The organism is Actinospica durhamensis (genome assembly GCF_018139695.1).
Classification (GTDB): Bacteria; Actinomycetota; Actinomycetes; order Streptomycetales; family Catenulisporaceae; genus Actinospica; species Actinospica durhamensis.
The window spans coordinates 1-20,045 of the sequence record NZ_JAGSOG010000071.1 but is presented as its reverse complement, the minus strand read 5'-3'; the positions used below and the strand labels follow the sequence as shown (position 1 = coordinate 20,045).

Below are 20,045 nucleotides of genomic sequence, written 5' to 3'. Positions count from 1 at the left end.
GGAACGGGTCCGGCCGGAGCGGGTGGCCCCGCCGGACGGGTCACGGCGAGGGCTCCTCGGCGTCGGGCGGGAGCGCGACACCGGTCAGGGCGGCGAGTTCGGCGGCCACCTCGTGCGCGTCGGCGCCGCGGCGGGCCCGGTTCAGCGCGCCGGCCAGGGCGGCGAGGTCGTAGCCGGCCTGCGGGTGGCGGCGCAGTCCGGCGCCGCGGAACCAGCCCTCGAACGCGGCGTCGAGGTCCTGGCCGAGCCGTTCGGTGAACCAGCCGAGCTCGGACGGGCGCAGCAGCGGGACGAGGGCGCCCTGGTCGAGGGCGGCGGCCGCGTGCACGCCCAGGACGATCAGCGGTGATTCGGGGTCCACGGCGGCGGCGACCGCGGCGGCGTAGTCGAGCAGGGCCAGCGACTCGCGCGGCGGGGACATCCGCAGCCGGGATATCTGGGCCCTGAGCATGAGCTGGTGGGCCAGCCAGTTCTCCGGATCGCGGGCGACGGCCTCGCGGAACCACTCGAAGCTCTGCTCGCCGGTCTCGAACGAGGCCTCGCCCCAGCGGGTGCGCACCGCCCGGCCCTCGCCGAGCACCGGGGCGAGCGTGAGCAGGCTGATCCACGGGCCGGGATCGGCCGGGGCGAGTTCGGCGAGTTCCTCGAGCCCCTCGACCACGGCCGCGGCGAGCTCGTTGGTGGCTGACGGGTCCCGGCGCAGAATGAGGGCCCTGAGTTCGAGCACGTCCACCTGCGCGCCGAGCACCCGGGCGTCGAGGCTCTCGGGTTCGGCCAGCAGCCAGGCGGTGGCCCACTGCAGGCCGAGCGCGCCGTGTGCCAGCACACTGACGCGGTGGGTGCGCAGCGCCCAGTCCTTGCCGGTGGCGGCAAGCAGGTCGCGGGCGTGCTCCCAGCTGCCCATGGCCGCGTGCCGGGCGGCCCGGCGCAGGGACGCGTCGCCGAGCGCGGGCTCCTCGGCCAGGACGCGGGTGAGCCAGGTGTGCAGCGAGGCCGGCGGGCGCTCTCTTCGGCCCAGCCGGAACGACGGCGGCACGCCTCCCCCTCTCTTCGCGCTGGGTCGCGATATGCGGCGCGGTCGTCCCCGTGATTCAGAACCCGAACATTCGTCTTTGCCCGAGCGGATCAAGACACGTTGACGGGTTGAGCCTTGGTATCACGCCGTCACGCTCGGCGGCAAGAGCGGGCAAGACACGGCCGAAATCACTCGGATTTCTCTCATGAGAAAGCTCAAGGGGCTCTTAACACACAAATATTGCCGTGTCCGGTGACAACTTCTGTGACTGCCGTGAAGAAAAGAGAGAGACGAATCCTCATCAAGGTGCGAACGCCCGGCTGGGACCGTTGACGGGGCGGCGCGGCGGTTCTACGTTCGCCTGAAAGCAAATAGTTCACTAGCCGAACATCACTCGTCCCGCCCTCACCTCTTCGAGATCAGGAGACGAAGTTGACTGGCTCATTCGAACTCACCCGACGCCATATCCTGCGCACGGCCGGCCTCGGCGCCCTCGCCGCCGGCGCCGCGGGCTCGCTGGCCGACTGCTCCTCCTCGCTCAAGGGCAGCGGCGGGTCGAATTCCGGCACCACGCTGCGGATCGGCTATGTCAGCCCGCAGACCGGCTCGCTCTCCTCCTTCGCGCAGAGCGACCAGTTCGTTCTCAAACGCCTCGCGCCGGTACTGGCGAAGGGGTTCAGCAAGGGCGGCAAGACCTACACCGTGGAGATCGTGGTCGAGGACAGCCAGTCCACCACCACCCAGGCCAGCGCGGTGACCACCAAGCTGATCACCCAGGACCAGGTCAACCTGGTGGTGGCCTCGGCCACGCCGGACACGGCCAACCCGGTCTCGAGCGTATGCGAGGCCAACGGGGTGCCGAACGTGACCACGATCGTGCCCTGGGAGGCCTGGTTCTTCGGCCGGGGCAAGACGCACGGGCAGTCCTTCCAGTGGTCCACCTGCTTCTTCGTGGGCGTGGACCAGCTGTATCAGTGCTTCGAGTCGATGTGGCACAAGCTCGGCGTGGAGCGCGGCAAGGTGGACTGCCTGTGGCCCAACGACACGGACGCCAACGCCTTCCGCTCGGCCTTCCCCGGCTACATGAAAGCGGACGGATACACGGCGGTGGACTCCGGCGCGTACCAGGACGGGCTGACCGACTTCTCCCCCGAGATCGCCACCTTCAAGGGCTCCGCGGCCGAGCTGTTCACCTGCACGCCGATCCCGCCGGACTTCCAGACCTTCTGGAAGCAGGCCGCGCAGCAGGGCTACAAGCCGAAGCTGGCCACCGTAGCCAAGGTGATGCTCTTCCCGGCCGAGGCGGTCGCCCTCGGCACGCTGTCGAACAACATCGCCACCGACGTGTGGTGGAGCCCACAGAACCCTTACACCTCCACCCTGGACGGGGTGAGCGCCTCGGCCCTGGCCACCGCGTACTCGCAGAGCACCGGGAACCAGTGGTCGCAGGCCCTCGGCTCGTGCTACTCGCTGTTCGAGATCGCCCTGCAGGCCTTCAAGAACGCGAGCGACCCGACCGACAAGGCGGAGATCGCCGCGCAGCTGAAGTCGATGAAGATCACCGGGATCAGCGGGCCGCTGGACTTCACCAGCGGACCGGAGCACGGGGTCGCGCTGCAGAAGCTGTGCGGCGGCCAGTGGAAGCCGGGCACGACCTTCCCCTGGGACATGTACATCGTCGACAACTCCCTCAACCCGGCCGTGCCCACGAACGGGACGCTGGCCTGGACGAATCCGTGACCGAGCGCGGCGCGCGGGCGGATCCCGCGGACGGCGACGCGCCGCTGCTGCGGCTGGACCGGGTGACCCGGCGGTTCGGGCGCGTGGTGGCGGCGCAGGACCTGAGCCTGCAGGTGCCGCGCGGCGGCGCGCTCGGCGTGGTCGGGCCCAACGGCGCCGGCAAGAGCACGCTGTTCGCGCTGATCGGCGGGCAACTGCGGCCGCAGTCCGGGCAGATCCGGCTGGCCGGCCGGCCGCTGGAGGGGCTCTCGCCGGCCGCGCGGGCCAGGCTCGGCATCGGGCGCACCTACCAGGTGCCGCGGCCGTTCGGGCGGATGACGGTGTTCGAGAACGCGCTCGTGGGCGCCAGCCACGCGGCCGGGCTGCGCGGCCGGGCCGCCGACCGCGCGGCGTACGCGGCGCTCGAGCGCACCGGGCTGGCCGCGGCGGCGAACGAGCAGGCCGAGCGGCTCGGGCTGCTCTCCCGCAAGCGCCTCGAGGTGGCCCGCGCGCTCGCCGCCGGACCCAGCCTGCTGCTGCTCGACGAGGTGGCCGGCGGATTGACCGAGCCCGAGGTGGACGAGCTGGCCGCGATCATCAGGGCCCTGCGCGACGAGGGCATGACCGTGGTCTGGATCGAGCACGTCGTGCGCGCGCTGACCCAGAGCGTGGAACGGCTCGTCTGCCTGGCCCAGGGCCGGATCCTGGCCGACGGCACGCCGGAGCGGGTGCTGGCCGACCCGGCCGTGCGCGAGGCGTATCTGGGTGTGGATATCGACGCGGGGACGGAGGGTCCGGCGGCATGAGTGCGTTGCTCGAGGTCCGCGGCCTTTCCGTGCGCCGCGGCCAGCTGCTCGCGCTGCGGGACCTGAGCCTGGCCGTGGAAGCGGGCCGGGTGGTGGCGGTGATCGGGGCGAACGGCGCGGGCAAGAGCACGCTGCTCGAGGCGGTGGCCGGGCTGCTGCGCCCCGAGCGCGGCGGCGTCGTGCTGGACGGGACGGAGGTGACCGCGCTCCCGGCGCACCGGCGGCTGCGGCTCGGCATCGCGCTGGTGCCGGAGGGGCGGCGGCTTTTCCCCTCGCTCAGCGTCCGGGAGAACCTGCTGACCGGCCAGTACCGGCGCAGACCAGGGCCCTGGGACCTGCCGGCGGTGTACGCGCTGTTCCCGTGGATGGCGGACCGGGCGGCGCAGCGGGCCTCGGCCCTGTCCGGCGGGGAGCAGCAGGCGGTCGCGCTCGGGCGGGCGCTGCTGGCCAACCCGCGGGTGCTGCTGCTCGACGAGCTCTCCCTCGGCCTCGCCCCGGCCGTGGTGGCCACCGTCTACCGGACGCTGCCGCAGGTGGTCGCCCAGGGCACCGGCGTGCTGCTGGTGGAGCAGGACGTGAGCCTCGCGCTGCGGCGCGCCGACGAGGTGCACTGCCTGCTCGAGGGCCGGGTGGAGCTGAGCGGCTCCCCCGCCGACCTGAGCGCGCGGCAGATCGAGACGGCCTACTTCGGAATCCGCCGGGAGAGCGCGTGATCTGGGTCGACGCGGTCCTTCAGGGCGTGCTGGTGGGCGGGCTCTACGCCCTGTTCGCCTGCGGCCTTTCGCTCATGTTCGGCGTGATGCGGATCGTGAACCTCGCGCACGGCGACTTCGCGGTGCTCGCCGCCTTCCTGGCCTACAGCCTGATCTCCGCCTCCGGCGTGAACCTGCTCTACGCCGCGCTGCTGACCGTGCCGGTCTTCGCCGGGTTCGGCTACCTGGTGCAGCGCGGGCTGCTCAACCGCGCGATCAGCTCGGGCCCGCTGCCGCCGCTGCTGGCCACCTTCGGGCTCTCCGTGGTGATTCAGAACTCGCTGTTGCAGGGCTACACCGCCGACAGCAGGGCCCTGGATCCGGGCCGGATCGGCACCGCCTCGCTGCGGCTGAGCGGCCAGATCTCGCTGTCCTACCTGGAGCTGCTGATCCTGGGCCTTGCCGTGCTCGTGCTCGGCGGACTCGAGCTCTACCTGCGGCGCAACCGCACCGGCCGGATGCTGCGCGCGGCGGCCGACGACCGGGACGCGGCCAGCCTGGTCGGCGGGGACCCGCGGCACCTGTACGGAGTGGCCACCGCGATCGCGTTCGGCACGCTGGCGCTGGCCGGGCTGCTGTTCGCCGCGCGCAGCTCGGTGGCGCCGAGCTCGGGGCCGAGCGAGCTGCTCTTCGGCTTCGAGGCGGTGGTGATCGGCGGGCTCGGATCGCTGTGGGGCACCCTGCTCGGCGGGATCGCGCTCGGCATCGCGCAGAACGTGGCCGGCCAGGCGGATCCGGCCTACACCCTGCTGGCCGGGCACCTGCTGTTCCTGCTCGTGTTGATCCTGCGGCCGGAAGGGCTGCTGCCGCGAAGGAGCGTCACCGCATGAGCGCAGTGCAGCAGGGCCCTGCGGTCGAGCGCGGCGGCCGGCCGGCCCGCTACACCGCGGGCGGCGGCGTGGTGCTGGTGGCGGCGCTCGCGTATCTGCCGTACCTGGTGGACACCGGCGTGACCCAGGCCATGGTCGTGTTCTTCTATCTCGCCGCCATGGCCCTGATGTGGAATCTGCTGGCGGGCTACGCCGGCCTGGTCTCGGTGGGCCAGCAGGCCTACGTGGGCCTCGGCGCGTACGCGGTGCTGCAGTTCTCGAACTGGGGCGTGGCGCCCTTCCTCGGGGTCTGGCTGGCCGCCCTGGCCTGCGCCGTGATCGCGCTGCCGACCTCGTTCGCGGCGTTCCGGCTGCGCGCGGACTACTTCGCCGTCGGGACCTGGGCCATCGCCGAGGTCTACCACCTGCTGGTCATCCAGGACTCCTCGCTCGGCGGCGGCAGCGGCAGCGCCCTGACCACGCTGTCCGGGATCGACCCGGTGCTGCGGGACGCGGAGACCTACTGGACCGCGCTGGCCGTGGCCGCGGTGTGCGTGCTCGGCTGCTTCCTGCTGCTGCGCGGGCGGGTCGGCCTCGCGCTGACCGCGATCCGGGACGACGAGACGGCCGCCGGGAGCGCGGGCGTGCGGGTCGGACCGGCCAAGCGCACGGTGTACCTGGCCGCCGCGGCCGGGTGCGGCGCGGCCGGCGGGGTGGTGATCGTGAGCCAGCTCAACGTGGCGCCGGACTCGGCCTTCAGCGTGCAGTGGAGCGCCTCGATGATCTTCATCGTGCTGCTCGGCGGGATCGGCACGCTCGAGGGCCCGCTGCTCGGCGCGGCGCTGTTCACCGTGGTGCAGCAGTACTTCGGGGCCGACGGCGCCTGGTACCTGATCGTGCTCGGCGCCGCGTGCGTGCCGGTCGCGGTGTGGCTGCCGCGCGGGCTGTGGGGTGTGGTGGCCCGGGCCACGCCGCTGCGGGTGTTCCCGTTGGCGCGCCGGGTGCGCGCCGCGTCGCCGACCGCGGCCGGCCCCGGCCGTTAGCCGGCCGTTAGCGCGGCGTGCCACCGTACGGGTAAGAACCGCGCCCGCAGGTACACACGCGTATAGCTGCTCGTACTACTGGCACGGTTGTCGCGGCATTCGCGCCGGTTTCGGAGGCCTTCGGTCCCCGGGCCGGGCCGCGGCTCCCGGATAGGTCCGTCGCACCGCGGCGGGGTGTGAGGTGCCAGGTCATCCGGAACGTCCGTGGGGGACGGCCGCCCGGGCTTGGCCCAGGCTCTCGAGTGCTTGGGCCAGGCCCGCTTGGTCTCCCAGATCGCGGTAGAGCGCGAGCGCGAGGCGCAGTTCATCGGCCGCCTGCGGATGGCGCCCGTCGCGCAGGTACACCACGCCCAGGTTGGCGTGCGCGTCCGCCTCGCAGTAGCGGTCCCCCAGCTCCCGGCACAGCGCCACCGCCTGCTCCAGGTGCCGCCCGGCCATCGGATAAAGACCCTGATGCCGCTCCGCGGCGCCCAGGTTCACCATCGCCTCCACCAGGCCGCGCTGGTCCTCCACCGACCGGTAGAGCGCGATGGCCTGCCGGTGCCGGTCGGCCGCCTGCACCGCGTGGCCCAGGCGCAGGTCCACCACGCCCAGGTTGGTCAGCGCGTCGGCCTCCCCGGCCACGGTGAGCGCGTCCCGGCCCATCCGGTCGCGCAGTTCCCGGTAGAGCACCAGGGATTCGGTCAGGTGCTCCACCGCCGGGCCGAACTGCCCGAGGCTGCGCTCGGTCACCGCCAGGTTCATCAGGGTCCTGGCGACGCCGAGGGTGTCGCCCTGCGCCCGGTTGAGCGCGAGCGCCTGGCGCAGGTGCCCGATCGCGTCCAGGAACCGGCCCTGGTGGCGTTCGACCAGGCCGAGGTTGTGCACGGTGTGGGTCTGGCCGCGGGTGTCGCCGACCGCGGCGAGCAGCGAGAGCGCCAGGTTCAGCTGGTCCGCGGCCGCGGCGAACCGGCCCTGCCGGAAGTCGACGCTGGCCAGCTGGCGCAGCGCGGCCGCCTCGGCGGAGACGTCGGCCAGCAGCGCCGCGGCCCGCCGGGCCTGCGTGTGCACCAGCGCGGCCTCGGAGAAGTGCCCCTCGGCGTCGAGGTAGCGGTAGAGGATCACCGAGAGCCGGGTGGTGTGGTCGGGCCAGCCGAAGCCGGTGGCGTGCAGGGCGGTGGCGACCAGGTTGGCCCGCTCGGCGTCGAGCCAGGCCGTGGCCGCGGACGGGTTCGCCACCCGCGGGATCGGGCCGGGCGGGGCCGCGACGGCCGGGCGGCGCGAGGACTCGGCCGGGAAGAGCGCGTCGGCGCACTGCGCCGCGGTGTGCAGGTAGAGGTCGAACAAGCGCGTCAGGGCCGCGCGACGCTCGGCCTCGGACTCCTCGGCCGCGGCCAGCTCCCGCGCGTAGGCCCGCAGCAGGTCGTGCATGGCGTAGCGGCCCGGCCCGGCGTGCTGCACCAGATAGGCGCGGGCCAGCCGGTCAAGCAGCCGCCGCGCCCCGGGCAGGTCGGTGCCGAGCAGGGCGGCCGCCGCGTACGCGTCGAACGCGGGTCCCGGATGCAGCGCGCCGAGCCGGAAGGCCCGGGCCACCTCGGGCTCGAGCGTCCGGTAGGACCAGGAGAACACCGCCCGGATCGCGCTGGCCTCGTCCCCGCCCGCGTCGAAGGCGTCGAGCCGGTGCCGGGAGTCGGCGAGGTCCTCGGCGATCTCGGCCAGCTCCGCTCCCGGGCGCAGCGCGGCGAGCTCGGCCGCGATCCGCAGCGCGAGCGGCAGGCCGCAGCACAGTTCGGCCAGCATCCGCGCCGCCGCCTCGTCCCGCCGCGCGCGCTCGCCGATCAGCTCCCGCAGCAGCTGCGCCGCCGCGTTCGGCGCCAGCACGTCCAGATCCAGCCGGACCGCGCCGTCGCGCGCCACCAAGCCGCCGAGCGCCTCCCGGCTGGTGACCAGGACCGCGCAGCCGGGTGCACCAGGAAGCAGGGGCCTGATCTGTTCCAGCCGGCGCGCGTTGTCCAGCACGATCAGTACCCTGCGGTCGGCCAGCAGGCTGCGGTACGCGGCGATCCGCTCGCCCCGCCCGGCCGGGATGCGCGGCGCCGCGACGCCCAGCGCGACCAGGAAGCCGGCCAGCGCGTCGTCCGCGTCCACCGGGTCCTGCGGATCGTATCCACGGAGGTTGACGTACAGCTGGCCGTCCGGGAAGCGCGCGGCCGCGCTGTGCGCCCAGCGCACCGCGAGCGCCGTCTTGCCCACCCCGGCCGTCCCGCCGATCGCCGAGATCACCATGGTCGCGCCGTCGTGCGCGGCGTGGTCCAGGTACGCGGTGAGCCCGGCCAGCTCGCTCTCCCGGCCGACGAAGCCGGCCACCGGCGGCGGCAGCTGCCGCGGCACGGCCGTGGGCGCGGGCGCGGGAGCGGCGGGCTCGTCGGACAGGATCTCCTGGTGCAGCCGCTGCAACTCGGGGGTCGGCTCGCTGCCGAGCTCGCTCACCAGCACGTGGCGCGCGGCCCGGTACACGGCCAGCGCCTCCGCCCGCCGCCCGCAGCGGTAGAGCGCGAGCATCAGCAGGCCGTGCAGCTGCTCGCGCAGCGGGTGCTCCTGGGCCAGCGCCCGCAGCTCGCTGATGACCTCGGCGTTGCGGCCGAGGTGCATCTGCGCCTCCAGCCGGGTCTCCCAGACCTGCAGCCGCAGCTCGGACAGCCGCGGCGCCTCCCGGGCCAGCGCGTCCGAGCCGAGGTCGGCCAGCGGCTCCCCGCGCCAGAGCGCGAGCGCGTCGGCGGCCAGCTCGCAGGTCTCGGCCCAGTCCTCGGCCCGCGCGGCCGAGCGGGCCGCGGCCAGCAGCGTCTCGGCCCGGGTCACGTCCAGCACGTCGGCGCCGAGCCGCAGCAGATAGCCGCCCGGCTCGGTCAGCAGCCGCCGCTCGGCCGGCTCCCGGCCCGCGTCCAGCACCGAACGCAGCCTCTTGACGTGGTTGTGCAGGCTCGCGCGCGCGGTCGGCGGGGGCGCGGCGCCCCAGAGCGTGACCAGCAAGGCCTCCACGCTCACCACTCGGCCGGCCGAGAGCAGCAGTGCCGCCAGCAGCTCGCGTTGCCGCCGCGGCAGTGCCGCCGGCAACCCGTCGCAGTGGACGGTCACCGGTCCCAGCAGCCCGTACTCCACTGTTTCAGGCATCGAGGATACCTCGCCTCACAGCGTTCTGAGTCGTGCTCGGGAGTCCGCGCCCGGGGCCCGCGGGCGGGAACTCGCGGCCGTGCGTACGCAGCCCCACCAGGCGGGCGTACGAGCGGCGACGGGTGCGCGATCAGCGCCTCAGCGCGGTAGCTCCGGATAGCGGATCGGCCGGGAGCGCAGCCAGTCCATGAAACCGCGGCGCGGCGGACGGGCGAGGACGTTGCCGCTGCCGACCGAGCCGACCACCTCGACCCGCAGGTACGCGGGCACCGAGGCCTGTTCCTTGGGCACCCGCACCTTCACGTTGCCGCTGCGCACGTTGACCTCGTCCATCATCACCTCGATGCCCGGCCGGGTCACGATGACGATGTTGCCGCTGCGCACGTCGACGTCGAGCTTGAGCACCGGGCCGGAGACGACCGCCTCGGTCAGGTCGAGCTTGATGTTGCCGCTGCGCACCCGCAGGCTCATCGCCTGCGGCACCGCCCAGCGCCCCTGCCGGTTCGCGTTGCCGCTAGTGACCTCGATCCGCACCAGCTCCTTGGCCTCCACCGCGGGCAGCAGGCCGCTGCCCGGGCCCGCGACCGCCGGCAGGTCGAGCAGCAGGAGTTCGAGTTCGCTGCCGGTACGGGCGTTGAGCGCCTTGTCGAGCCGTTCGTCGAGCTCGTCCATGGTCAGCCGGCCGTCGCCCGCCGCGATCCGCAGCTGCTCCGCGACCCGGTCCCGGTCCGCGTGCGACGCCCTCAACTCCGGCCGCTGCTGTGGCAGCCTGTCCTCAGTCATGGGAGGTAGCGTAAGCGGTCCGGGTCAACCGGGACCAGGCTCGTCGGAGCCCAGTCCGGTCTGGCGCAGGGTCAGGTTCAGCCGGCCGCCGCGCATACCGGTGGCCGGATCCCCGGTGTCCGGGTGAATCTTCGGCACCCCGTGGTAGGCGAATCGGGACGGACCGCCGAAAACGAAGGCGTCGCCGGAGAGCAGCCGCACGTCCCGCCACGGCCGGTTGCGGGTGGCGGTGTTGCCGAATCGGAACACACAGGTGTCGCCGATGCTCAGCGAGACCACCGGCGCCGGGCAGCGCTCCTCCCGGTCCTGGTGCATCCCCATCTTCGCGTCGCGGTCGTAGAAGTTGATCAGGGCGGCGTCCGGGTCGTACTCCCGCGCCGAAAGGTCCTGATACGCGTCGGCGACGGCCCGGCGCCCGAGCTCGGCCAGCCAGTCCGGCAGCGCCGCCACCGGCGCGCCGTTCACGTCGTCCGCGGTCCGGCTGTAGCGGTAGGGCTGCCAGTGCCAGCCCAGGCACACCGTCCGCACCGACATGACCCCGCCCGTGGGCAGCCGCGTGTGCCGCATCGGCACCGGCCCGCGCGCCCACTCCCGGCACGCCGCGACCAGCTCCCGCTGCCGCGCCACGGGCAGCCAGCCGGGCAGGTGCACGGCCCCGGGCGCGACCTCGACCCGCACGCCGCGCTCCGCGTGCTCGGGGAACGGAAGCATGGCTCCAGCCTAAGACGGACCGGGCCGGACGCGCCTCGATCAGCGCGCCCGGCCCGGCTGGGTTCCGGCTCTATGGTCTGGCTGGAGGACCTTAGCTGTAGGAGCTGAGGTCCGCCACCGTGCTGCTGGAGCTCACCGTGGACCCGGTGTTGTTGACGATGTGCGAGATGGTGCCGACCCCGCCGAGCGAGACGGTCACCATGTCATGCCACACCACCCCGGAACTCGTCGGCGAGGTGAGCGCGTTGGCGCTGACCACGCTTGAGTTCGTGCTGAAGTAGCAGTAGACGCCGACGCCGTACGCCGCGAACGAGGTGACGGAGCCGGCGACGTTGATCGAGGGGTAGCCGTCGGCGGATCCGTCCATCCAGGAGGACTGGTTGGGCGGGTCGTAGGGCATCTCGGACTGGTAGAAGTAGTCCGCGCCGCCGTTGCCGTTCCACTGGACCTGCACGGCCTGGTAGTGCTCGACCGCGAGCCCGTACATGGTGACGTTGGCGCCGTTGACCACCAGGCCGTTGGCCGCGGTGTTCGTGCTCCACCCGACCGTGCCGCTGTTGCCGTGGTCCGCCCGCCACAGCCACAGGTCATCGCCGACCACGTTGCTGCTGTTGATCACGAGCGTCTGCGTGGCCTTGCCGACGGTGGCCCCGCCGATCCGGGCGAAGACGTCCGAGAGCACCGTCGGGTCCGACGCGTGGCTCGCGCTCGAACCGCTCGGGCCGATCTGCACCAGCGTGGAGCTGTTGGTCGTACCGGCGTCGAAGATCAGACCGCCGATCCGGATCCCGTTGACGTCCGCGGTGGACAGGATCGTGTCACCGCTGTTGGACACCAGCGTCGCCAGACCCAGACCGAGCACCACCGTGTCCGGGTTCGACACGTTGATCGTGCCGTTGATCTGGTACACACCCGGGGTGAACAGCAGGTCCTTGCCCGAGGACAGCGCCGAGTTGAGCGTCGCGGCGGTGTCGCTGGGCGTGGCGATGTAGAAGTCGCTGATCGGCAGCGAGGTACCGGCGGTGTTGCCGCCGGACCAGCTGACGCCCTGCGAACTCGTGCGGTTGGAGGGTACGAACACGTCCCAGTTACCCGAGGAGTCGATGTACAGGTACGGCTTCTCGTCCACGGTCGGGGTGGTGCTGACGGTGGTGTCCGGCGGGCTCGGGAAGCTCTGGGACGGCGCGCCGGTGTCACCGACGAACACCATGTTCCAGTTCGACCCGGTCCAGCTGCCCATCTTGTCGTTGCGCATGATGAACTGCTGCTGGGAGCCGGAGTTCACCTGGCCGGTGATCACCGAGTCGCTGATGAAGCCGCCGGAGGACCAGTTGCTCGAGGAGTTGCCCGAGGTGTAGTCGTCCAGCGTCAGGTTGCCGTTGATCTGCACCCGGCGCATCGGGTCGGCCTGCGAGACGGCCCACTCCATGGTGCCGGAGGACGGGTTGTCGGTGATGTTCTCCACGTCGCGCCAGAAGTTCTCGGTCGCGTTGCCGCCGTTCCAGGCCGCGTCGACGTAGATACCGCCGTTGATCACGGTCTGCGACGGGTTCTGGCCGAGCCCGATGACCTGCGTGTAGTAGCCCACCGGGACCGTCACGTTGTACGTGCCCGGCTCGAACATCAGCGTGTAGCGCTGCGTGCCGAACTGGTTCGACTGCTGCGACGAGTAGACCGAGTTGATGTCGGCCTGGATGGTCGAGGTCGCCATCGAGGTGTTGAACACGTACACGTTCGACCCGAAGGCCGGCGTGGTGCCGGTGCCACCGCCGCCGCCGGACGTGGTGGTCGGCACCGTCCACTGCTGGTTGGAGGTGTCGGCGCACGCCCAGATCTGCACCTGGGTGCCGGAGCCGCCGTAGCCGGTGTCGTCGAGGCACTTGCCCGAGTTCGGGTTCAGCAACTCGCCGTTGGACTGCGGTTCCCAGACCTGGGCCGCGGTGCCGTTGCAGGTGTAGAGGTCCACCAGCGTGCCGTTGGCGGTGCCCGCCGCGTTCACGTCGAGGCACATGCCGAGCACCGACAGCGTGTTGGCCGAGGTGTCGATCGTCCACTGCTGCGCGGTGGTGCTGTTACAGGTGTAGACCTGGATCGGGTTGTAGTCCGCGGTGCTTGCGGACCGGTCGTCCAGACACAGCCCTTCGTATCCGGTGACCGTCCCGGTGCCGGTGGCGGCCTGCGCCTGGTGGGCCAGGGCCATGCTGAGCGTGAGCGCCAAGCCCAGCGTGGTCAGCAGCGCGATGAAGCGCCGCGTCAGAGGCCTGATCGTCGAGGTCATCGTCACGGGATGTTCCACTGCTGGTTGGAGGTGTCCGCGCACGCCCAGATCTGGACCTGGGTGCCGGAGCCGCCGTAGCCGGTGTCATCGAGGCACTTGCCCGAGTTCGGGTTCAGCAGCTCGCCGTTCGACTGGTGCACCCAGGTCTGCGCGCCGGTGCCGTTGCAGGTGTAGAGGTCCACCAGCGTGCCGTTGGCGGTGCCTGCCGCGTCCACGTCGAGGCACATGCCGAGCACCTGCAGTGTGTTGCTCGACGTGGCCGTCCACTGCTGCGCGTTGGTGCCGTTACATGTATAAACCTGAATCGGGTTGTAATTCGCGGTGCTCGCGGACCGGTCGTCGAGGCAGAGCCCTTCGTAGCCGGTGACCGTCCCGGTGGTCGTGGTGCCACCGCCGCCACCGCTCGTCGTACCGGTGATCTTGTTGAAGATCGACGAGTACTGGTACCCGGTGCCCTTGTCGTAGCCGTCGACCTCCCAGAACGAGAGCTCACCGACGCCGTTGCCCGCCGCGAAGCTCTCCAGGGTGGAGGCGTTGGCGGTGGTGAAGTCCTCGTTGTCGTCGTTCTGCCCGGCGATCGGGGTCAGGCCCATCATGTTGTAGGCGGCCGAGGTGGAGATCCCGTAGAGGCCCGCCAGCTGGCTCGCGGTCCCCTGCGCCGCGGACTCGGCGTCGTTCAGGGCGTTCTGCCCGTTGCCGAAGTCCATCGTCATGATGTTGACGACGGAGACCTTCACTCCCTGGTTCTTCGCGTCCTGCAGCAGCGCGTACTCCGAGCCGGTGCCGGTGGGCAGGCCGTTGGGCGCGACCGCGAGGGTGAAGTCCACCTGGACCGAGGGGTCCTCGGCCTGCAGCGCGGCCAGGGCCTGGTCGCGGCGCGTGGTGGAGGCGGTGTCGGACAGCACGCCGCCCTCGATGTCGAAGTCCAGGCGGGTCGCGCCGGTGGTGTTGACCACGTTCAGGTAGGCCGCGGTGAGCGAGGAGACGCTGGTGCAGGTCTGCGCGAGCTCACCGCCGTCCGCGCCGCCGAAGGAGACGATGACGTTGCCGCCGGCCGCCTGCAGCGAGCTGATCTGCGAGTTGAAGGCGCCGACCGAGTCGCCGCCGTCCTCCCACTCGGGCGTGCAGCCGGACTGCGGGATCAGGAAGGCGAGCGTGTAGTACTTCAGGCCCGTCGCGGCCATGTCGGCGGCCATGTCGCCGGAGTCCGACGTGCTGATCTGCAGGTACGGCGCGGCGTAGTGCGCCGGGAAGGACGAGGCCGCCGCGGCGGAGCCGGCCGTGGCCAGCCCGAGGCCCGACGCGGCCAGCGCGGTCCCGGCCGCCAGGGCCAGGGTTTTGGCCCGGAGGGTGGAGGTGGCGGCTGCTGCGCCTCTCCCTCGGGCTTTGAACATGGGCGTGGTGCTGCGCATCGGTGAATCCCTTCGACACGAGCGGTGGCGGCGGGGTGGGAATCCCGCCGTGGGGATGGGAAACTCCTTGCATCGCTTCTGAAACAAGTCAGAAACGGACTGCGCCAGTGATTGCAGCAATGCTGTCGAATGGAGTCAACCACTCTGGTCCAGACCTGTTCTGACCGCCCGAGATCGTTATGGGGGAGAGATGAAACAGCCGTCTGTTACAGGTTTTGGTACCGGAACCCCGGCTTCCGGTACCGGAACACACGATGTTGAGAAGGGTGTGTCAGGGGTCGGTTGGGACGCGCGGGAAGCGTCGGCGGGGGCTGACTCGCTCGCGTCGGACGGGTCGGTCGGGACCGGCTCGACTGGTCCAACCAATTCCGCGCGTCCGTCCGATCCGGCCGGACCGGACGGTCCCGGTGGCCTCCCTCATCCCGCGGGCGCCTCCGGCTCCCTCGGCTCCGCCTTCCTGGCCTCGCGGGTGACCGTGCGGGCGGTGGCGGACGCGGCGGGCCTGTCCGTGGCCACCGTCTCGCGGGTGCTCAACGACCGGGACAACGTCGCTCCGGCCACCCGGCGGCGGGTGCAGGACGTGGTCGAGCGCCTCGGCGAGCGTGCGCCGGAGCCGCGGCGCCGGTCCCCCGCGCAGGGGCCGCGGCCCCCGGTGTTCGTGCGCTGCCCGTATCTGCTGACCGACTATTTCGGCCACGTCGTGACTTCGGTGGCTGAGACGCTCGCGCTGCACGGCCAGGAGATGATCCTGGACGTGGGTGACGCGACCCTGAAATCCTCGGTGTTGCGCAGCCTGCCCGCCCGGAAAGACGCACGTGGCGCGGTCCTGATACTCCCGCCGGAGTCCCGCACCGATCTGGAGTCGCTGGCCGCGCGCAGCTATCCGTTCGTGATCGTGGACCCGCGCATCACCGTCCCGCGCAAGACGGTGTCGATCTCGGCCGCCCACTTCTCCGGCGCCCGCGCCGTCACCCGCCACCTGATCGGCCTCGGCCACCGGCGGGTCGGGGTGATCACCGGCCCGCCCTACTGGCGGGCCCGCGACGACCGGGTCGGCGGCCACCTCGCCGCGTTGTCCGAGGCCGGCGTGCTCGGCGATCCGGCGCTGCTGCGCCACGGGGAGCCGGCCGCGCACACCGGCGCAGCGGCGGGCGGTGAGCTGCTCGACCTGCCCGCGAGCACCCGGCCGACCGCGATCGTCTGCTTCAACGACAAGGTCGCGGTCGGCGTGCTCGAGGCCGCCGCGGCCCGAGGCCTGCGCGTCCCCGAGGATCTGTCCGTCACCGGCTTCGACGACATCGACGTCAGCCGCGCCACCACCCCGCGCCTGACCACCGTGCGCCAGCCCCTGCAGGAGATGGGCCGGGTCGCCGTCACGATGCTGATGCGCCAGCTCGAGGGCCATGCCCACGAGGCGCTCAGCATCGAACTGGCGACGGAACTGGTGGTGCGAGCGAGCACCGGCCCGGTGCCCGTGCCGCCCGCCGGCGGACCGAGCAGGTAGGAGGGTGCGCCAGGGCCTGTTCAGGGAACTATTGCAGCCGCAGTACCTCGAGCGTCGGACCGCCGGAGCCGGAGGCCGGGTCGGTGACGAGGAACAGCATGCTGCCGTCGCCCGAGAAGGCCAGGCCGCGCGGCGCCGGGGCGCCGGCCAGCGGGAGGCTGTAGTCGCCGATGGGAGCCGCCGGGGCCCCGATCCGCCAGACGTAGACGTTCGACTCGGGGATCGAGGTCGTGGCGGCGAGTTCGGTGCCGTCCGGGGAGAGCGCGAGCGCGTCGGGGCCGAGACCGGTCTGGTACTGCCCGGCGTCGGCGAGGCCGGAGGTGGTGAAGGCGTCGACCGTGGCCTGCGATCCGGAGGCCGCGAACGCCGTGCCCGCGTCCGGGGAGACGGCGAGGTCGGTCAGTTCCCCGCCGCCGCTGCGGGGCGCGGAACTGACCAGGGTGAGCGACGGGTCGGGGCCCGCCGTCGTGGTGTAGGTGGCGAGGTCGTTCGCGCTCTGTCCGGGCTCGCCCACCACGAGCCGGTCCGGGGTCGGGGTGGTGGCGGTGGTGGCGGTGGTGGTCGTGGCGGCCGGGTGGAGCGCGGTGGCCGTCGAACCTTGGGCGGTCGCGACGGTCGGGTCGGGTGTGTCGGCGGGCGAAGTCGCGGCGGTCGGCGTGGCGGGCGAATCCGCCGCCGCGAGGATCGGCGCTGCCGCGTAGCGCACGGGCGTCTTCGAGTCCTGCTTGCCGAGAACGACCGTGGGTGACGCGGCGTCGGTGGCGAGGACGGCCACGCCGGCGCCCACGCCCGAAGTCCCACCCGCGCCCGCGGCTGCCGCTCCGGCGCAGCCGTAGCCGATCCAGACGTCCGGGCCGGTGCGGGCCAGAGTGGTCGGGCAGGAGTGGGCGGGGAGCGGGTAGCGCGCCTTCTCGGTGAAGGCGGCGGTGTCGATGGCGACCACGGCGTCGGCGTTGGCGAGGGCGACGTACAGGGTCTGGCCGTCGGGGCTCAGGACCATGCCGGAGGCGCCGTTCTCGTGCTCGAGCGTCGCGGTGACGGTGCCGGTGTAGCCGATCTCCGCGACGCTGTGGCCGGTCGGCCCCGAGGAGACGAACACACTGCGCACGGCGTCGTCGGCGACGATGCCGCCGAAGCCGGGCAGGCCGAGCGGCATGGTCGCGCCGGGCAGCATGACGAGGCGGGGACCGGCCGCATGGGCCGTGCCGGTCGCGGCCACGGCCGCCAGCACCAGGGCGACGGCCGTGGCCGCGCGCGAGCGGATGCGGGGACGGGTGCGGGCGGCGAGACGGACGGCCGGACGGGGAGCGGGACGGGTGCGTCGGCGGGTCACGGTGCCTCCGAGTGGCGGTGAGGTGGCGAGATCGGTCAGGCAGGCAGGCTGGGCTCAGTTCAGGCCGTCCAGGAAGCTCTGGAAGTCTTCGGCGATGCGGCGGGGCAAACGGTCTTCGCCCACGTAGACGACGGCGGGCTCACCGTGCGGGCCGCATTCCGAGTAGTCCAGCATCACCGTGTCGTGGCCGCCGGACGGGAGCATGCACACGACGATGCCGGGCGGGTACTCCCACTCCTCGACCAGGTAACGCGACATCACGTCCACGCCCCAGCGGCCGCCGATGCCGAGCAGCGCCTCGACGGTGACCGAGCCGTCGCCCCAGTCCGAGGTGAAGTCCACCCGGTAGCTCTGCCGCGCCAGCACGCCCCCGTTGCGCTCGCGCAGCGCGTCCAGGTAGGCGCGCGGCAGCCGCACACCGAGGGCCTGCTCCGCGTCCCGGATCAACTCCTCGTCCAGGGGCGGGGCGTCGTACATGCTGTGCTGCTCTTCGGCGAACACGTGCTGTGCCATCTACCACTCTCCATCCGGCTCGGGCTCGGCTGCCGCGTCCGACTCGTCGTCGCGCGGCGGGTCGGACTCGACGACGCGGCCGTCGGCGTCGCGGGTCGTGTGGGTCAGATAGGGGCGCAGCCCCGCGTCGGTGTCGGGGACGCTCGGGTCGACGGGCTCCGCGGTGCGGTCGGTGACCAGTCCGTCGAGGTCGTAGCGGGTGACGGTGTAGTCGCCGGAGGCGTCGGTGACCAGGATCGGCCGGTGGTCGAGGTCGTAGACGGTGGTGTGGGCCCAGGCGGACGGGTCGGTGGAGGCGTTGCCGCGCGGGTCGATCTGCTCGACCGCGTCGCCCACCGCGTCGTAGCGGACGGTGGTGCGGCCGCCGAACGCGTCAGTGGTCTGGATGAGGCGGCCGACCGGGTCGTAGCGGTACCGCGTGACGTATCCGCCCGCGCCGGCCGGGGTGTTGCCGAGCGGAGCGGTCTCGGTGAGCAGATCGCCCTCCAGGTCGTACGTGTACGTGGTCTGCGGCAGGGCGCGCGGGTCGGTCCCCGCGTCGGGCCGGACCGGGTCGGTCTGGGACAGCAGGCGGTTCATGGCGTCGTAGCGGGAGTACGTCGTACCCTGCGACGGATCCTCGCGCCGCAGCACGTCGTCGTCGGCGTCGTACACCGGTGCCGGGGTGACCTCGGCGGGGGCCGCGCCGACCGTCACGGTCGAGGTCAGCGCACGGCCGAGGGCGTCGTACGCGCAGGTGCTCAGCAGCGGTAAGCCATGCGGGCCGGTGGGGGCTTCGGTCGAGGTGATCTCGCCGAGCGCGTCGTACCGGGTGCGGGTGACGACACCGAACGGGTCGGTGGTGGTCTGCGGCAACCCGGCGGCGGTGAAGTCGGCGTAGCGGGTCGTGCGCCCGGCCCCGTCCGCCGACGCGAGCAGGTCGCCGTACCGGTCGTATCGCAGCTGCCTGAATTCTCCGTGCTCGGGACCGACCGCGTTGCCGAGCGGGTCGGTGACGGAGACCGGCTCACCGTACCCGTCGACGCCGAAGGTCCAGCGGCGGCCTTCCGGGCTGGTCTGGGCGAGCAGGTCGGCGACGTGGCCGCCGAGGCTCGAGCGGTAGTCCAGAGTCGTGGCCGCGGGCGCCCGGCCCGGCCCGGCCGCGGCGTTCGCGACGGCGTCGGCGATGGTCAGCGGCAGGCCGGTACCCGGGGCGTAGACCCAGGTGAAGACGGCGCCGTCGGCCTCGCGCAGCCGCACCACGTCGTCGTCGGCGTCCCAGCCGAGATCGGTGCTCTGGCCGAGCGCGTCGGTCGCGCGCACAGTGCGGCCCTCGGCGTCGAGCGCGAGGACGGTGCGGTGGCCGTCCGGGTCGGTCATGACCGAGTCCACCAGGCCGGGACCGCCCGCCCGGGCGGGGACGTAGTCGAAGGATCGGCTGCCGCCGGCCCGGTCGATCAGGGTGCTGACGCGCTGGCGATGGAGGCGATCGGCGGTGGCCGGGAAGTAGGCGAGCCTGGTCGAATGACCCAGCGGGTCGATGACGGAGGTCAGCGGCCCGGCTGGCGCGGTGGAGGTGGTGGCGCCGGCGGTGGCCGCGGCGTAGCCGAAGCCGAAGGTGCGGGCCACCGGGCTGCCCGCGGCCTCGGTAAGGGCGATGAGGCGGCCCGCCGGATCGTAGCCGAAGGTGAGTACGTGGCCTGCGAGGTCGGTGATCGTGTCGATGCGCGCCTGGGCACCACCGGGGACGTCGACGGCGGGGACGGGCGCGGAAGCACCGGCGGATGACGCGTGGGCCGCCGCAGCCGCGCCTTGGGCCGCCTGGGGGCTCGCGGCGGGGGGCGTGGTCGTCGTGGTCGTCGTGGTCGTCGTCTGGCCGCGGTAATGGAAGGTCAGGGTGCGTCGACCGGCCGCGTCCACGACGGCGAGCAGGTGTCGGAACGGCGCGCCCGCGGGCTCCGCGTACTGGTATGCCACGGTGTTGCCGACACGGTCGACGATGGCGCTGGCCACCCCGTCGAGACCGAAGAAGAACTGGGTGCGGTCGGGGCGGGTCAGCACCCAGGCGCGGTCGGGGTCGGCGCTTCCGGTGCGTTGCAGGTACAGGTGCACTCCGGCAGGGGACTGATAGTCCCAGGCCAGCGGGTCCGCGCTGCCGTGCTTGGCCAGGACGAACAGGTGCCCGGCCCCTGAGCCGTCGACCAGGGCGACCCGGGTGGGCATGCCGGGGCCGATCGG

General features: G+C 72.5%; 15 protein-coding genes. 6 read left to right on the top strand and 9 right to left on the bottom strand.

The window, feature by feature from the left end; translation table 11 throughout:
* Positions 1 to 40: 40 nt before the first annotated feature.
* A complete protein-coding gene (locus KDL01_RS16145) occupies positions 41 to 1,036 on the bottom strand; it encodes a hypothetical protein (protein WP_212529319.1) in 996 nt (331 codons plus the stop codon).
* 411 nt (positions 1,037 to 1,447) lie between these two features.
* Between KDL01_RS16145 and KDL01_RS16140 the strand changes: the two genes are divergently transcribed.
* From KDL01_RS16140 to KDL01_RS16120, 5 genes are read left to right on the top strand one after another with little or no spacing between them, the layout of a single operon-like run.
* Positions 1,448 to 2,755: an ABC transporter substrate-binding protein gene (locus tag KDL01_RS16140; RefSeq protein ID WP_212529318.1), complete on the top strand. Its 1,308-nt coding sequence runs from the start codon at positions 1,448 to 1,450 to the stop codon at positions 2,753 to 2,755.
* A complete protein-coding gene (locus tag KDL01_RS16135; RefSeq protein WP_212529317.1) occupies positions 2,752 to 3,540 on the top strand; it encodes an ABC transporter ATP-binding protein in 789 nt (262 codons plus the stop codon). The genes KDL01_RS16140 and KDL01_RS16135 overlap by 4 nt, the downstream gene beginning before the upstream one ends.
* On the top strand, positions 3,537 to 4,253 hold the full coding sequence (locus KDL01_RS16130) for an ABC transporter ATP-binding protein (protein WP_212529316.1): 717 nt from the start codon (positions 3,537 to 3,539) through the stop codon (positions 4,251 to 4,253). The genes KDL01_RS16135 and KDL01_RS16130 overlap by 4 nt, the downstream gene beginning before the upstream one ends.
* Entirely contained in the window at positions 4,250 to 5,122 is an 873-nt protein-coding gene (locus KDL01_RS16125) for a branched-chain amino acid ABC transporter permease (protein ID WP_212529315.1), read from the top strand. Before KDL01_RS16130 ends, KDL01_RS16125 begins: the two co-directional genes overlap by 4 nt.
* On the top strand, positions 5,119 to 6,144 hold the full coding sequence (locus KDL01_RS16120) for a branched-chain amino acid ABC transporter permease (RefSeq protein ID WP_212529314.1): 1,026 nt from the start codon (positions 5,119 to 5,121) through the stop codon (positions 6,142 to 6,144). Before KDL01_RS16125 ends, KDL01_RS16120 begins: the two co-directional genes overlap by 4 nt.
* Positions 6,145 to 6,333: 189 nt before the next feature.
* Here the strand turns inward: KDL01_RS16120 and KDL01_RS16115 are convergent, their stop codons facing one another.
* The 5 genes from KDL01_RS16115 to KDL01_RS16095 all read right to left on the bottom strand — a co-directional run bounded on the left by KDL01_RS16115 (position 6,334) and on the right by KDL01_RS16095 (position 14,478).
* The gene (locus KDL01_RS16115; RefSeq protein WP_212529313.1) at positions 6,334 to 9,294 is read right to left on the bottom strand and encodes an AfsR/SARP family transcriptional regulator; all 2,961 of its coding nucleotides are present in this window, start codon (positions 9,292 to 9,294) and stop codon (positions 6,334 to 6,336) included.
* 138 nt (positions 9,295 to 9,432) lie between these two features.
* Complete coding sequence (locus tag KDL01_RS16110) at positions 9,433 to 10,077, bottom strand: DUF1707 SHOCT-like domain-containing protein (RefSeq protein WP_212529312.1); 645 nt, start codon at positions 10,075 to 10,077, stop codon at positions 9,433 to 9,435.
* 24 nt (positions 10,078 to 10,101) lie between these two features.
* Positions 10,102 to 10,788 carry an alpha-ketoglutarate-dependent dioxygenase AlkB family protein gene (locus KDL01_RS16105; protein ID WP_212529311.1) on the bottom strand — a complete coding sequence of 229 codons (687 nt, stop codon included), beginning with the start codon at positions 10,786 to 10,788 and terminating at the stop codon, positions 10,102 to 10,104.
* Between the two features lie 91 nt (positions 10,789 to 10,879).
* On the bottom strand, positions 10,880 to 13,066 hold the full coding sequence (locus KDL01_RS16100) for an RICIN domain-containing protein (protein ID WP_212529332.1): 2,187 nt from the start codon (positions 13,064 to 13,066) through the stop codon (positions 10,880 to 10,882).
* Between the two features lie 2 nt (positions 13,067 to 13,068).
* On the bottom strand, positions 13,069 to 14,478 hold the full coding sequence (locus KDL01_RS16095) for a ricin-type beta-trefoil lectin domain protein (protein WP_246576512.1): 1,410 nt from the start codon (positions 14,476 to 14,478) through the stop codon (positions 13,069 to 13,071).
* Positions 14,479 to 14,962: 484 nt separating this feature from the next.
* Between KDL01_RS16095 and KDL01_RS16090 the strand changes: the two genes are divergently transcribed.
* Positions 14,963 to 15,982, top strand: a complete 1,020-nt coding sequence (locus KDL01_RS16090; protein WP_307846354.1) for a LacI family DNA-binding transcriptional regulator — start codon at positions 14,963 to 14,965, stop codon at positions 15,980 to 15,982.
* Between the two features lie 28 nt (positions 15,983 to 16,010).
* On the opposite strand, the gene KDL01_RS16085 is transcribed toward KDL01_RS16090, so the two are convergent.
* The 3 genes from KDL01_RS16085 to KDL01_RS16075 form a co-directional block, all read right to left on the bottom strand.
* Positions 16,011 to 17,315 carry a beta-propeller fold lactonase family protein gene (locus tag KDL01_RS16085; RefSeq protein ID WP_212529310.1) on the bottom strand — a complete coding sequence of 435 codons (1,305 nt, stop codon included), beginning with the start codon at positions 17,313 to 17,315 and terminating at the stop codon, positions 16,011 to 16,013.
* Between the two features lie 54 nt (positions 17,316 to 17,369).
* Positions 17,370 to 17,828 carry an SMI1/KNR4 family protein gene (locus KDL01_RS16080; RefSeq protein ID WP_212529309.1) on the bottom strand — a complete coding sequence of 153 codons (459 nt, stop codon included), beginning with the start codon at positions 17,826 to 17,828 and terminating at the stop codon, positions 17,370 to 17,372.
* Positions 17,829 to 20,045: RHS repeat domain-containing protein (locus KDL01_RS16075; protein WP_212529308.1), on the bottom strand; the 2,217-nt coding region annotated here is incomplete at its 5' end. It lies immediately after the preceding gene.